Source organism: Vibrio paucivorans, from assembly GCF_054053395.1.
In genome coordinates this window covers 1-14,949 of record NZ_CM133231.1, presented here as the reverse complement: position 1 = coordinate 14,949, position 14,949 = coordinate 1, and the positions used below count along the sequence as shown (strand labels likewise).

Here is a 14,949-nt window from a genome sequence, read left to right as displayed (position 1 = left end):
ACACTACTCCGATTAAGGTGTCACGATGTTGAACCAGAAATTAAAGCTATCAAGCATGCCAACAAAATCCTTGAAGACTTGCTTATCGCCTTTAATTTGAATATCGCCACTAGCGATTGCTTTTTCCAGCGTCACATTACCTAGTTGAACATCATCCAGCGCGGCTTTGGTTAAAGTTAGCGTTACATCAGGCTTATCTGCTTGCATTCTTGTATGGTTTAGAACGGAGTTCTCTACATACAAAGTGTATTGCTCATCGAGATCGGTGAAGTTAATGTTCATCGCGAAGTCTTTGCCTGCAGCTTTGTCTGGCAAGATTCTTACCGCCAAATAGTCGAACAACATTTCTGGTGGCATATTCTTGATGATGTCTGGAGAGGCCGTGTTTGTCCCGCCGGCACTTGGTGTTCCATTCCTAAGCTCATAAGCCCCTTGTAGATAGACAGAACGCCAAGGTCCTGACTCCGCTTGGTAACCTAACTGTTCGTAAGTATCTGCCAGTAGAGCTTTACCGTTTTTACTTTGTGGGTTGGCAAACACAACATGCTTAAGCACTTCCGCTACCCAGCGGTATTTACCCTCATCAAAATCCGCTTTTGCTTTTTCAATTACCGCTCGCTCACCGCCCATGTACTCGACGTATTTCACGGCAGCATTAGTTGGCGGCAAGTTGTTAAGATCGGATGGGTTACCTGAGTACCACCCCATGTATCTTTGATACACCGCTCGGCTATTGTGTCTTAACGTGCCGTAGTAGCCTCGAGTGCTCCAGTTATTTTCTAGTTCATCTGGGAATTGGATGATTTCTGAGATTTCAGAGCCTATGTAGCCTTGGTTCATCAGGCGGACCGTTTGGTCGTGGGTGTATTTGTACATATCACGTTGCTTTTTAAAGTAATCAACGATCTCTTTTTGCCCCCACATTGGCCAGTGGTGACTTTGGAATTTCACCTCAACCTCATCGCCCCAAGTTTCAATCGTTTCTTGAAGGTAACCAGACCATTTCAGCGCATCACGTACTTGTGCGCCACGTAAGGTCAAAATATTGTGCATCGTATTAGTGGTATTCTCTGCCATCCAAAGTGCTTTTTTTTCTGGGAACCACGTATTGATCTCAGTTGGCGCTTCTGAACCTGGCGTGTATTGGAATACCATTTTCACACCATCGACCGTTCTCTCATCACCTGTTTTTTCAATGATATCGGTTGGCTCAATCAAAGTCGCAAGACCTGTTGAAGTGGTTTGTCCTAGCCCTCCGTTCACACCACCAAACTCATTTCTTGGCAGTAGTGCTCCGTACATATAGATGGCGCGTCGTCCCATCGCGTTACCGGCAATAACGTTCTCCGACACCGCATGCTCTGTAAACCCATGTGAAGCAATAATTTGTACTTTACCTGACTTCACATCTGCCTCATCGACAATCCCACGAACACCACCGAAATGGTCAATATGGCTATGGCTGTAAATCACAGCAACCACCGGCCTTTCTCCCAATTCTGAGTTGATAAACTCTAGTGCTGCTTTAGCCGTTTCTTGAGAGATCAGTGGATCGAACACAATCCAGCCCGTGTCGCCCTCTACAAAGGTGATATTGGTCAGGTCATAGCCTCTAATTTGGTAAATACCATCGGTAACTTCAAACAAACCATTGATCATATTGAGCTGAGCATTGCGCCATAAACTCGGGTTAACACTGTCTGGTGCTGGATTCTCTAGCGTGATGTACTTCTTGTATTCTTCTAGGTCCCAAACCACACCTCCCTTATCATTGGTGATGGTGACAGTATCTTGAGCAGCGATAAATCCTCGCTTAGCATTCTCAAAATCCTGCTTGTCTTTAAAGGGAAGCGTAGCAAGCACCTGTTGATTCGCTTTAATGGTCGATGGTGTGGCTGGTTTTGGTTCTGCGGCCCAAACCGAAGTTGAGAGCACTGCAGCAATAAGAGGAACTGTGCAATAGTTCATGGATAACTCCTTGTTTTCCAACTGACATTACTAAAACTAGTTCATATGGCGACAAACTCAATTTCTCCCCACGCTTAAATAGAAAAAACTCATCAGGCTAAGCAAGTTTGAGACAATTTACTGACAAATCCCTCTAAATTAACCACCTCTTCGTTTGCCATTGACCTTACTTATACCAAAGCCTGACAAAATCGACTTCCCTGACCTCTAACTCACAAAGTGTCAATTTTTGTTAGTAAAACCTTTACATTAACTAGGGTAAAACTTACATAGCCTGACGGACTCCTTACACGGCAATCCGTATTATGGGAATCACCAACTCAATGGTCATTCCCATAACTAGGAGAATTATTATGAAAAAAGCAATCCTACTAGCGTCAGCACTTGTGATCAGCTCAACAGCATTTGCTGGTGTAAACTCAAAAAGCAGTGAAACCACTGTAAAGACCGACGCATTCGCGACTCAAGAACAAGCTTATAATGCCGGATATGACCTCATGGACGAGTACAAGGCAATGCCATCGCACCAGTTACGTGCCAAGTTACCAATCAATGAAAACAGCGTACAAACCTCAAGTGTTGAAGTAACCGACGGCAAAGTGACAGTCGAAGAGTTTTCTCCAGCACGCGGCGAAATTCAGTATCGCGCAGTCGTTGAAGTTGATTACCAATACAAGTACCGTGAAAGCTAATTCTTAGCTAAGACTGTGTTCAAAGCCCTAGCCTACAAGCTAGGGCTTTATTGTTTATACTCAAGCCAATCTCAATCGGTCTCCTCAATTGCAATGAATACTAACTTCTCATTTTTCGACACATGCACGGCAAATAAAGAGCGTAGAATAGATGGTCTCACCAGATAACAGAGTCATACCTTATGAACAAGACACTACTCATCACGACAACGTTCATGATTGTCAGCTTGTCAGGATGTAGCCCAGACTCTCCCCAACAAGTTGAAAAGAAGCCAAGTGAAAACCCAATGTGTATCAGCCAAGAAACACTCGCGGGTGGCTGGGCACAATCGGTAGTGACACCAGAGGCCGAATTAGCCCTCGATACCGTTCTCGCCCAAATGAACACAGACGCCAAACTCGAAGAGATCATTTCAGTGAGAACACAAGTCGTTAACGGCATAAATTACGCGATTGAATTCAAGCTCGAGAGCGGTGAAGTTTGGCACACAATTGTATATCGAAGCATAGAAGGTAAATATCAAATGACACAGGTCGCGACTCAAGGGCGTTTTTGTCAATAACATTGGTTAGCCTCTCGTATGTGAGGCTAGCTAGCCTAAGCCTTTAACGCTTCCCCACCTTCCAGTAACAGACTTAATTGCCTCACCCAATATACATACTCTTTGCGAATGAAATCTTGTTGAATGTGAGTTGAGTTTCTTAAACTTTCGGACTATAGAATATAGACAGCACAAATATCGATAATTAAATCCTCACTTATAAGTTGTGTCTGTCCGTTGGCGCTCTGATCGAAAATAATTAGAAGCAATGGAGCCAACATGCGTGTAAATCAGCCTGTCACTCAAAAAGAGATCCTATACCCAGCGAGTTACAACTTGCTGTCTGTTACCTCCCCATCTAGTCACATCACTTATGCCAGCAAAGAATTCTGTGAAGTCGCTGGGTATGAGTTGGACGAGTTAGTCGGAGAGCCGCACAATATTGTTCGCCACCCTGACATGCCACCTGAAGCATTTGCCGATATGTGGAAACACATCAAAGAGGGCAAATCATGGATGGGGATGGTAAAAAATCGCTGCAAAAATGGGGACCATTATTGGGTGGATGCATTCGCCTCACCGATCAAAGAAGGTAACCAGATTGTTGAGTATCAATCAGTCCGTTTATGCCCCAGCCGAGAAAATGTAGAAAACGCTGAAAAGCTCTATGCGCAAATTCGAGAAGGCAAAACACCGACCAAACTCAAACTTCCTAGGACTCGGCTGTGGCAAAGAGCAGCGCTTTTCATGTTCGTTTCTGCCATCGTTTCGATGTTCGCTGATTCAGCACTACCGGGAGCCGGCGTTTGGATCCTATTGCTTTTATCTATAGGCTCTGTCTACCACCTTACCCGAAGGTTAGAAGCGTTATCTGAGCAAGCTCGTAAAGTGTTTGATAACCCTTTAATGGAGCTGGTTTATACCAAGCATGTGGACGATATCTCAGAGATTCAGTTAGCACTAAAAATGCGTCAGTCAGAACTCAATGCGGTGGTTGGTCGGATACAAGACTCCAACGACCAGATTGGCGATGCAGCAAAATCATCGTCCCAAAATTGTGATACCACTGCTCAGAACCTTGAAGGACAAACCCACGAAACCGAACAAGTGGCAGCCGCAATTAACGAAATGCACTCTACCGCCAACGAAATTGCTCAAAATGCCCAAAGCGCCTCTGACGCAACCGAAAGTGCTCATATTGCCGCTAATGAGGGTAAAGAATCAGTCAGACAAACCGTTGAAGCGATTCAAGAACTTGCGACTCAATTGGACGAAGCATCCGATGTGGTTTCCCAACTCGAAGCTCACGGTAAAACCATCGGTGATGTGCTCATCGTGATTCAAGGTATCGCCGAGCAAACCAACTTACTTGCACTAAATGCAGCGATTGAGGCAGCTCGAGCGGGCGAACAAGGTAGAGGCTTTGCCGTAGTGGCCGATGAAGTCCGTACGTTAGCGCAACGAAGCCACGAATCAACGGAAGAAATTCAGTCCGTCATTAGCCAGATTCAGACCAGTACTCAACGCGCCGTATCCGCAATGCAAGAAGGTGGGCAGCTATCAAAAATGTGTGTAGAAAGCGCTGAAACATCAGGACAGCGCTTAGATACCCTCTCTCACCAAGTTTCTGATATTTCTGATAGAAACGGGCAAATTGCGACTGCAGTCGAAGAGATGGCTCGCGTCTCAGAAGATATGAACTCCAGCGTGCAATCTATTAGCGAAGTTTGCTCCGCAACCAATATCCTCGCCAGTGATACCCGCGACGAATGTGAAGGGTTGGTCTCCAATTTAGCCTCACAAGGTAAATTGGTTAGCCAGTTCAGACGCATAGATTAAATGACCTGAACGTAAGCTAGCTATCAGTTAGCTTACGCTTACTCTGTTTTTCCTTTGCCTGCCTGCTCTTTTTCGTGTTTGTAACCCATAGTTCGTATGTGCTCACCGTGAATGGTGTTTTTCATTAATTCCCATAGCGCTGCGAGAAACCTTTTGTGTGCTTCATGATGGCGTATGTATTTCACATGGATAAACAGATAGATTACTAAGAACCCCACAACGGCTAGTGTCACACCATAGGCTTCATATAAGCTCAATAGATTCATAGTTTTACCTCAATATTTTATTACGTTTAAACTGGGTTAATGAGCCAAGAAGTTGATCCACTTCTTGCTGCGGAATCGATACACACAAGCGAACCATTTAAAAAGCGTTTCAAGAAAGAACATGGCGAACACAATGTCTGGTGATAACCCGAGAACAAATGCACCAACGGCCGCTATTGGGATACCAAAACCCCATTGTGTAAAGAGATCCTGATATAGACAAAACTTCACATCCCCACCTGCTCGTAATACACCCACAACCATAGTCGTCGGCAATGACCGGAGGACGATTCCTACACACAAGATCAAATAAAATGTATTGGCCAGCTCTCGAGTCTCAGTGCTGAGTGCCGTGAACAATCCTAAAACAGAGTCTCTAAGTAAATACATACTCACTGCAACTATCAAAGTGACAATAAAAGCTAATGCGGTAAACACAATGGCCTGAGCATAGGCAAGTTCTTCATTTTTGGCACCAAGTTGATTCCCGACGATCACAGATGATGCGTTGGCAATGCCACCCAAAAAGCTAAGAGAAAAGGCTTCGATTGGCGTCATAACCGATAACGCAACTAAACCTTCTTCTCCGGTTTGTCCCATGATGGCGGTATAAGTAAATAAACCTCCGGCCCATAAAATGAAGTTGGTCGTCGTAGGCAGAGCAAGCCGAGCGAAGCGAATAAGTGCAGATTGATTTAATGCTTTACGTAGGGTCGCCATATTGAAAAGTAAGATATGCTTTTTGTAGCTGAGGTAAGCTAAGGTCATCGCAACTTCTAGTAAGCTACTGATCAAAGTTGCGATTGCGGCCCCTTTTAGTCCTAACTCTGGAACCCCCAATCGGCCAAAAATTAGCACCCAGTTCAACAAGACATTTAACGCAATCCCGATACCACTTAACCATGTGCTTACCGAAGCTTGGTGCATCGAACGTAAACCAGCCGCAATGCTGCCAGTAAACGCGATACATAACAGGCTAAAGCTTGTAAAAAACAAGTACTCAGTACCAAGCAACTTAATCGTTTCTTGCTGTGATGCCAAAGACATCACTGACATACCGCAGAACACAAACATTATCACTGGCAATAATGCCGTGACCGACGCCATCACCCACGTCAGTGCAACACTGCGTTGCACACCTTGTTGATCCTTAGCGCCAAAATATTGTGCTGCAAGCATCGAGCCTGCTGCAGTCACACCAGACAGCAAGATAGTCGCGACGAACAGAGCTCTACCGGCTACCCCAGCAGCAGCGATATCTTGTTCAGTCAACTGACCGATCATGATGACATCAATCAGCCCTTTGCTGGAAAATAGAATAGTTTGCAACGTTACTGGTATAGCAATCACTAAAATACTTTTGAGTAATTGTCCATCCAGAACGGAAAGGGGCGACTTACTAGAAGAGACCGACATAAAACTCATAATCCGCACTTAGTGATCAAATAACCTAGCAATTATGCGTGGAACAGGCCACCATTAAAAACCACTTATGATGGGGTAATACGTTCATATGCACACTCTCGATCAGCTTACCGCCTTCGTGGCTGTATTCGAAACTCAGTCATACAGCGCCGCAGGGCGAGCACTCAGCAAAGATCGCACAACGGTCCGTGAACTTGTTAAAGCGTATGAAGATTTTCTTGGGTTTGAGCTATTTCAGATTGAAGGGCGCAAAGCCAAACCCACCAAGCTCGCCATAGAACTAGTAAGCCAGTGCAAGTTGGTTCTTCGTCAAAACCAAAAGCTCTTGCAATTTAGCCTGTCGATTAACCAACTCCCTGTTACCCAGCTTAACATCGGCTACGAAGAAGACTTTCCTTTTGAGTTTATCAGCGAGCTGGAGCAATACGCTCTCATTCACTACCCAGAACTGAGAATCAATTGGATTCATATTGGACGCGCTAGCGCTTTGATGGACATCGTCGAAAACAAGCTCGATATAGCGTTTCTTCCCGCTAAAGGTAAGGTTGCCCCTCGTGAACCTGTTTTGTATAAACACCTAGGCATGGTGAGTTATAGTGCCTACATAGGCACGAACAGTTCGTTGAGTGGTTTAAGTCAACTTAGTTTAGAAGATGCCCAAGTTGAAACCCAATATGTCAGTGCGAATGCGATTGAAGCAAGAGGGACGATTCAAGATTTTTCGTCTCACTATCGTGTGATCAGTAGCAATCAACTGGTCGTTAATTTGTTGGCACGCAATGGATGGGCGCTTTTACCCAACCACTACGCACATCATTGGGCTAAACAAAATATATTGAAAAAAATAGCGTCACCTCTGTTGGTAAATGACCTCAAAGTGCCTTTCAGTGTGTTCTACTCCATAGGTAAAGACAGCTCGCCAGTCGTCACGAACCTGATTCAATATTGCGAACAACTCGCATCCAAACACCTTAACTAGCCGCCGAAGAAAGAGGAGGTTCCCCTCCTCTTTTACCCTTCAATCACGATTAGCGCCATACACCCCATTCACCGGTTGTGCCCGGTTCATCGCCTTTCGTCCACCATTGAGCGGTCCAAGATTGACCGTTATGGGTCACCACGTCTCCAGCGTTGTAAATGCTGGCACTGTTCCACGCGTTATCCGGCTCTACCGGCGGTGGCGTGTCTCCTTTAATCAAAGACACCTGATAGCTGTAACTAGTATCTGGAGCTAATACCTTATTCGCATACACATTGTTGGTATCAAACATGTAGTGGTTCATTTCTGCATGCCAGAACCCTACTAACCAACGGCCTTGCTGCGCGTCGTTAAACTGCCCAGCTAGTTCTGCTGCCCAGGTGGACGTATTATTGGCAGAGATTGCCAACTGAATATCCGTAAGCTCGGCACCACTCGCATCGAAAGTTCTAAATCTAACTGTGTCACCCGATTCCACCGGGCCAAAACCTTGAGCCACAAAGTAGCCCAGTGATTGTAGATTATCGACGGGTTCCGTTGGGTCCGTCGGATCGGTTGGATCCGTGCCAGTACCACTGAAGGAGATGTCACTACAGTTGTAGAACCCTTCCCCTGCTGCGTCCTCACATTGCCAGCGTGTATAGAGAATCGCATCACCGCTTCTGTCTGCGGGTAAAGTCACTTTAATGCGGTATCGCTTATCTTCGCCGACCGCGACATTTCCAGCGGTATCGACAAGTTTGAGGTCGTCCCAAGTCAACGCAACGCTAGGGTCGTAGCTCGGCTTTGATAAATAAAACTGCCAGTAAGACGGATTATGAGGAGCGGTAGCATTGAACACCAAATCAATTTGATTATTGGCATCTAAGCTGATGTTGGTTTTCTGCCAGTGAGGAGAAGGAGCATTAAGCCCCGATTTAGCGGCATCACTTGCTGAACATAGCTCACCATCACGCACGATAGCTCGAACATGTGCCATGTCCTGGTAATTCGGTACGTTCGCGGCCACTTCGTTGCGTTGAACAAATGGGTAAGCACCGGATTCATCGAACGCCGCCTGACAAGCTGCGTTCGGAATCGTATTGTCCCAGAATCCCCCATCGAGATAACAGGTATTCTGCCTCGCGCTTGGAAATTCTACCCAGCCATGTGCCTGCACGTTGATTGACGACAGTGCTGCAAGTGAGCCCATCGCCATAATTATGATTTTCTGTTTCATTACTCATTCCTTGTTAAATATTCTCCATAAGGAGCCCATATGGCCTGCTGTGTAGCACACCATTTGCCTTATGAAGCTAGCAAGGAATAGTCAGTTCGCCGCTGTTAGCACCACTTTTACGCCGCTTAATCGACAAAATTGTCGGCTGCTTTCCAGCGCAATAGAAAAAGAATGTAATGAGATAAATTCGATTCGAGTCACTTCATAGATAGCCACTCCGAGAGCAAGCGCTTATCCGCGATTCACTTCCAGTTTATTGCGACAATCTCGGCTGCTGACAATAAGTTTTTCGCTCACGTCGACTGTTTGAGACTTCGCTAAACGGTCATACAGCAGTACATTCACTGACGCCGCCAAGTTCATACACCCAATTGTTGGCACGTACACCACATGGTGCGCCTTGTCCGCCACTTCTTGAGCAATACTGCCATCTTCTGGACCAAAGATATAAATCGCTTTTTCAGGGTGGGCGAATTCTGGTAGCGGAGTGGCACCTACCGCTAATTCCACGCATACGATAGCCGTGTCGTCATCGAGATCATTGAGCAATGAATCGACCGCAACCAACGGGATAGATTGGGTGACCGATTTGGTGTCGGTTTGGAATTTGGCAGCACGGTCGTAGCGCTCACCTGTGTATCGAACGCTGTCAGCTTGGTAGCAGCCAGCAGCCCTCATTACACCACCTACATTGGTTGGGCTTTTAGGGTTAGTCAGTCCGATGATGACATGAGGTTGATTCATGATAACTCTTGGCTAAGTAGCAAGGCTCCACTCTGAGCCTGGCGAATTTGAAAGGACGCATTCTACAAAACCTAGCCCCAGACTCAAAATAAACCTGAAGCAACTGTTATCTAACGAAATAGCGAATATGACACAAATGTCATTTTACTGAGCGGTTCATGTCATCAACGCATTGTTAATCTTACTTCCAACAAATAAACCGAAAGGAACAAACAATGAAAACGAAGACAGCCCTTCTACTTACATCAACAATCGCCCTGATGAGCAGCAATGCCTTCGCTAACACATTAAACTCGAATGGTATGTACACGGTTGTTGAACGAAACAAAGCCATTCATACAGAAAGCATGACAAGTAAAGATGCGGCCTACCAGCAGGGCCTTGCTATCCTGACACAGCTGCAAGAAAGCTCACCTAAAGAACTGAAAAGAGAGCTCAACGTATTTACGGTAGGCGCTGCTAGCTCGCAAATCCAGCTTAAAGATGGGGCTTATGTTACTACTCAAGAATTCATGAATGCTGATGGCCAAGTGCAGTACAAAGGCATTGTAAATGTTGGTTACCAATACCTAGAACGCACAGGTAACAGCTAAGATATAATTGACAGAAGAATTCTGTCACACTGCGACACGGCCACAGGGTACCCTTGGCCGTGGTTAAGTGGGTTCAACTAAAAGGTGCGCATGAGAATACTGATCGTTGAAGACGAAATAAAAGCCGGAGAATACCTGGTTAAAGGGTTATCTGAAGCAGGGTTTAACTGCGAACACGTTCCTAACGGAGTGGATGGCCTTTATAAAGCCACCAGCGAGTCGTTCGATTTAATCGTCCTCGACGTTATGCTGCCCATGCTCAGTGGCTGGCAAGTGTTGCAAACTTTAAGAAGCAGCAATATCGACACCCCTATCATCATGCTCACCGCTAAAGACCAAGTTGAAGATCGCGTCAAAGGATTAGAACTTGGCGCCGACGACTACCTCGTCAAACCCTTCGCGTTTGTTGAATTACTTGCTCGAATCCGAAATGCGCTGAAGCGCAAAAGTACCACAACGGCAAGTGAATCCAGCCTCACCGTCGCAAACCTGACCATTGATTTATTGCGCCGACGTGTCACTCGGGACAACACGGCTATTACCCTCACCGCAAAAGAGTTTTCTTTATTGGAGTTATTTATGCGCCGCCATGGCGAAGTCATGTCACGCTCGCAAATAGCTTCCGCCGTATGGGATATGAACTTTGATAGTGATACCAATGTCATAGACGTAGCGGTTAAGCGCCTGCGCGCCAAAATAGATAAAGGATTTGAACCGAAACTGATCCACACGATTCGAGGCATGGGTTACCTGTTTGATGACAACAAAGAATAAAACCAGCTCAATGCACTCCATCGCAACTCGGCTGATCCTGTCCTACTTCTCAGCATCACTGCTGGTATTATGCGTTTTGAGCGCCACCACTCTATACGCTGTGCGCTACCACTTTGCTCAGCAGGACTACTCTATATTACAAGCCAGCTTTAACACCATTAACAAACTGCAGTCGGAAGACAATTTCATACTCAAATTTGGCGAGTTCTTTGAAGCCAGTGAAATCAAATTATGGTTGCTTGCTGATGAGCGGTTGATCTACAGCTCGCAAAAAATTCCTCTGCCGATGCAATTGGAGGTAAGCAATTCTGATACTTTCATTGAGTGGAGTCTAGAAGGAACGCACTACCGGGCGCTCAAATTTACCCTTGATGATCGGCCGGGTGTGTACGCTGTTCTTGGCGTCAGTACCAATGCGCACCACGTTTTCATCCGTAACTTTGCTAACGTATTGCTACTCACTACTATCATTGCCAGTATCATCAGCGGCCTGCTCGGCTGGTTAATCGTGCGTAGAGAGCTTTCTCCTTTGCGCCGCTTAGAGCAACATATTAAAGCCATCACTCCACAGAAACTGGATTTGAGAATTCCGAATCAGCATTTCCCGCAAGAACTGATCCAGCTAGTGATTGGCTTCAACGACATGCTTGATCGACTGGAAGGTGACTTTGAAAGGCTGTCGGAGTTCTCATCCGATATCGCGCACGAGTTGCGAACACCAGTAGGCAACATGATGACCCAGACTCAAGTTGCACTCTCCAAACCACGCTCTAATGAAGAGTACCAAGACATACTGGTGTCGAATGTAGAAGAGCTCAACCGGATCACTAAAACCATCACCGACATGCTTTATCTGGCGAAGTCGGAGCACAATCTTCTGCTGAAAACTAATGAGCCTATTGCACTCTCGAACATGGTTGAAGAGTTAATCGAGTTTTACGAAATGGCTGGCGACGACAAAGCACTCACATTCTCGCAGTCGGGTGATGCCGAGATCGTTGCCGACAAATCCATGGTAAAGCGCGCACTCAGTAACTTGCTCTCTAATGCTGTTCGTCATAGCCGCTCGAACAGCAACATCGATGTCGCAATCACTCAAACCCAAACCAGTAGTGAAATAGCAATCACTAACCATGGTGACACCATTGCAGCAGAATCAATCCCTATGTTGTTTGAGCGCTTCTACCGAGCCGACAAATCTAGGCAACATAACTCAAGCTCAGGCGCCGGATTGGGGTTACCCATTACCTGTTCGATAGCCAAAATGCACCATGGCGATGTGAGTGTTGAATCCAGCGATGGCGTCACAACCTTCACGCTTAAGCTCGCGAATAAATCCTAAATCTCGACCAATTACACATAGCACGTACCGCGGTACGTGCCGCAAAACCTAAAAAGCGCCGCCACTTCATACAAGTATATTATTAAAAACATCAACAATTTATTTACACAAACTATAAATGCATACAAACTATATAAACCGCATCTTCTTTTGGCGTTATTTTTAACATTTAAAAGCCCAAATAGTACTGTGATTTAGGGAGAGTTTATGCAGATAAAAATATTTAAGAGAAAGATCAAAGATAAGCTGTTTGGCAAAACCACTAACACTGCTCTCGGTGTGCAGCAACTGGAAATGGCCGATGCTCGAATGGGTGCCATGTTCATGTTAGCCAATACGGAAATCAGCAAAGTTTCCTCCTTTTCTAATGGCCACTTTTTTGAAAACTTTGTGATTGGTGCAGAACCGTTAAGCGACTTAAAAACCGTATCGATGGGATTGCTTGAAAAAACCGATGCGATGGCGAAGTTCCAGCAAACCAAAGCCGGTCAAAACATCACTAAGGCAGTTACGATTGTCGGCGAAGCGACATCGGTTGTGATTCAAAAAGTAAAACAGATTATTTCTGATTTCTTCCGAATGCTGGTCAACAAAGTGAAGGCTGTGTACGGCGAAGCTCTCTATACCGCAGAATGGTTTGCAGAGTTTGGTACATGGCTAGCAGGCGAATTTGCTGGTAACTTCTCAAGCTTTATACCTGGTTGGGGTTATGTTCAGAGCGCAGCAGACATCTACTCTGGTGTAAAACAAGCGGTCTGCAAATCACGCGATTTAGTCACACAGTTTTATGCTGGTCGCGGTGTTGAGCTCCTTGGTGGACACCCAAGCATTATCGCTAACGCGTTAGCACGTCATTCAGCTGCTGGTGCTTTAGGCGGTTTGAAAAATGCTGCTGTCGGCATCACTAAAATAGGTTTGGAAGCAGCAGGCGATGCATTTGCCGGCGCTGGTATGCTGGTGAGCTTTATTACTGGTTTGTTCGAACGCATTGTTGGCCTAGTCGACTACATGGTGCAACGCACCTTGGTCGGAAAAGTGCTAAAACGTGCGAAGAAAGAATGGGTAAATAAAGATTCTGGCTCTAGCATGTTGAAAGACCACAAACGCTTTTCAGAGTGGTTCCAAAGTGCAGTGATCACCACGCCAATCATTGCCGCTCTGGTAATGGGCAGTGGCTTTGTCGGGCACCCCTATAAGTTCATCCAGTTACTTGCCCCTAATTTAGCGGTCGTCTCTCAAGCCGAATTCGACAAAGGGGTAATCTACATAGAAAAACTTAAGTCGCTCTCAAGTGATTATGTCCAAGAATATGTAGAAGGCTACTCAGTCGACTTTTCTAGCCGTAACGGTGTGATTAACGCGCGATTGAATGAGTTGAAAGACGGTAAAGGCATCTTAGATGGAATGGAAGTGTCAGTGTCCAGCACGACCTCCACTTCAACGTCTACCACCACGACGCCTTAATCTGTCACCTAAATAGCTAAAACTCAGTATAAATAACAAAGCCGCAGCGTAATGCTGCGTCTTTAATTTATCTTATGGGTCAGTGGCGACACACCTACTGGTTCAGCACTTTCACACTTGCGCGCTCAACTAGCGTTGGCTCTAATTGAACCACTTGCGCTTCTTCCGTCTCTTTTTCTAGCTTTTTGAGCAAGGTTTCCACAGCCGCTTTACCTAGGCGATACTTTGGCTGGTGAATGGTTGTAAGCGACGGAGACATAAACTTAGCGATGTGGATATCATCGTAGCCAATCAACGAAACGTCTTCGGGAATTTTTATCCCTTTTTCATTTGCTGCATTGATGACGCCCATCGCCATCATGTCGTTACAAACGAAAATGGAGCTTGGTAATTTGCCTTTGGATAAGATCTTATTGAAAGCTTCATAGCCCCCTTCACACTCAAAGTCCGCTTCAACTATCCAGTTAGGGTTAAAGTCCAAACCGGCTTCGTTGATTGCACGCTTATACCCTTCATAACGCATTTGCGCTTGATGGCGGATCAGAGGACCTGTGATACAACCTACCTCTTTATGCCCTGAATCGATCAGGTATTTAGTGGCCATATAGCCGCCGCGTAAAGAGTTATCTTGAATCTTATCGCTGGTAAACAGCATTGGGCCCCAATCCATCACCACGACAGGAATATCTGGGTAACGCTCAAACACATCAATGCGCTCCCCTTCCAGCGTAGAACACATCAGCAACAAACCATCCACGCGCTTTTGTAGCAACGTATTGATAGAGGCTTTCATGCGCTCGTTATCACCTTCGGTATTACACAAAATGAGGTTATAACCTTGGTGATAACAGCTGCGCTCGACCCCTTTTACCACTTCACCGAAGAAGGGGTTGGTCGAGGTTGTCACTAGCATTCCAATGGTTTTAGTGCGGTTGACTTTGAGGCTACGCGCCAGAGCAGAAGGTGCGTAGTTTAGCTCTTGAGCGGCTCGGTTGACCCGCTCGGAGATCTCTTCACTAACATAGCGAGATTTGTTAATAACATGGCTAACGGTTGAAGTGGAAACTCCTGCAAGCCTTGCTATGTCTTTCATCGTTGCCAT

The 14,949-nt window shown here is 45.8% G+C and carries 14 protein-coding genes; 8 read left to right on the top strand and 6 right to left on the bottom strand.

Annotation, left to right across the window (positions count from 1 at the left end; all coding sequences use genetic code 11):
• Positions 1-12: 12 nt before the first annotated feature.
• A complete protein-coding gene (locus ACXABW_RS15220; RefSeq protein ID WP_457525926.1) occupies positions 13-1,968 on the bottom strand; it encodes an alkyl/aryl-sulfatase in 1,956 nt (651 codons plus the stop codon).
• 353 nt (positions 1,969-2,321) lie between these two features.
• Between ACXABW_RS15220 and ACXABW_RS15215 the strand changes: the two genes are divergently transcribed.
• The 3 genes from ACXABW_RS15215 to ACXABW_RS15205 all read left to right on the top strand — a co-directional run bounded on the left by ACXABW_RS15215 (position 2,322) and on the right by ACXABW_RS15205 (position 5,041).
• The gene (locus ACXABW_RS15215) at positions 2,322-2,660 is read left to right on the top strand and encodes a DUF3316 domain-containing protein (protein ID WP_252033609.1); all 339 of its coding nucleotides are present in this window, start codon (positions 2,322-2,324) and stop codon (positions 2,658-2,660) included.
• Between the two features lie 182 nt (positions 2,661-2,842).
• On the top strand, positions 2,843-3,223 hold the full coding sequence (locus ACXABW_RS15210) for a cystatin domain-containing protein (RefSeq protein WP_457525923.1): 381 nt from the start codon (positions 2,843-2,845) through the stop codon (positions 3,221-3,223).
• 258 nt (positions 3,224-3,481) lie between these two features.
• Positions 3,482-5,041 carry a methyl-accepting chemotaxis protein gene (locus tag ACXABW_RS15205; RefSeq protein WP_265686904.1) on the top strand — a complete coding sequence of 520 codons (1,560 nt, stop codon included), beginning with the start codon at positions 3,482-3,484 and terminating at the stop codon, positions 5,039-5,041.
• 38 nt (positions 5,042-5,079) lie between these two features.
• Here ACXABW_RS15205 and ACXABW_RS15200 read toward each other — a convergent pair whose 3' ends face one another.
• Complete coding sequence (locus tag ACXABW_RS15200) at positions 5,080-5,307, bottom strand: hypothetical protein (protein WP_457525921.1); 228 nt, start codon at positions 5,305-5,307, stop codon at positions 5,080-5,082.
• Positions 5,308-5,343: 36 nt separating this feature from the next.
• Entirely contained in the window at positions 5,344-6,732 is a 1,389-nt protein-coding gene (locus ACXABW_RS15195; protein ID WP_457525919.1) for an MATE family efflux transporter, read from the bottom strand.
• An 88-nt stretch (positions 6,733-6,820) separates the two neighbouring features.
• Between ACXABW_RS15195 and ACXABW_RS15190 the strand changes: the two genes are divergently transcribed.
• A complete protein-coding gene (locus ACXABW_RS15190) occupies positions 6,821-7,711 on the top strand; it encodes a LysR family transcriptional regulator (protein WP_457525917.1) in 891 nt (296 codons plus the stop codon).
• A gap of 49 nt (positions 7,712-7,760) precedes the next feature.
• On the opposite strand, the gene ACXABW_RS15185 is transcribed toward ACXABW_RS15190, so the two are convergent.
• Complete coding sequence (locus tag ACXABW_RS15185) at positions 7,761-8,930, bottom strand: lytic polysaccharide monooxygenase (RefSeq protein WP_457525915.1); 1,170 nt, start codon at positions 8,928-8,930, stop codon at positions 7,761-7,763.
• A gap of 231 nt (positions 8,931-9,161) precedes the next feature.
• Entirely contained in the window at positions 9,162-9,674 is a 513-nt protein-coding gene (locus ACXABW_RS15180; RefSeq protein WP_457525913.1) for an RNA methyltransferase, read from the bottom strand.
• A gap of 215 nt (positions 9,675-9,889) precedes the next feature.
• Between ACXABW_RS15180 and ACXABW_RS15175 the strand changes: the two genes are divergently transcribed.
• The 4 genes from ACXABW_RS15175 to ACXABW_RS15160 all read left to right on the top strand — a co-directional run bounded on the left by ACXABW_RS15175 (position 9,890) and on the right by ACXABW_RS15160 (position 13,847).
• Entirely contained in the window at positions 9,890-10,267 is a 378-nt protein-coding gene (locus ACXABW_RS15175; RefSeq protein WP_457525912.1) for a DUF3316 domain-containing protein, read from the top strand.
• Positions 10,268-10,357: 90 nt separating this feature from the next.
• On the top strand, positions 10,358-11,041 hold the full coding sequence (locus ACXABW_RS15170; RefSeq protein WP_457525910.1) for a heavy metal response regulator transcription factor: 684 nt from the start codon (positions 10,358-10,360) through the stop codon (positions 11,039-11,041).
• Positions 11,025-12,383 (top strand): heavy metal sensor histidine kinase, encoded by a 1,359-nt coding sequence (locus ACXABW_RS15165; protein ID WP_457525908.1) that lies wholly within the window; start codon positions 11,025-11,027, stop codon positions 12,381-12,383. The genes ACXABW_RS15170 and ACXABW_RS15165 overlap by 17 nt, the downstream gene beginning before the upstream one ends.
• A 207-nt stretch (positions 12,384-12,590) precedes the next feature.
• A complete protein-coding gene (locus ACXABW_RS15160) occupies positions 12,591-13,847 on the top strand; it encodes a hypothetical protein (protein ID WP_252033595.1) in 1,257 nt (418 codons plus the stop codon).
• Positions 13,848-13,941: 94 nt separating this feature from the next.
• On the opposite strand, the gene ACXABW_RS15155 is transcribed toward ACXABW_RS15160, so the two are convergent.
• Positions 13,942-14,949, bottom strand: coding sequence for a substrate-binding domain-containing protein (locus tag ACXABW_RS15155; protein WP_265686899.1), 1,008 nt, complete (start codon positions 14,947-14,949; stop codon positions 13,942-13,944).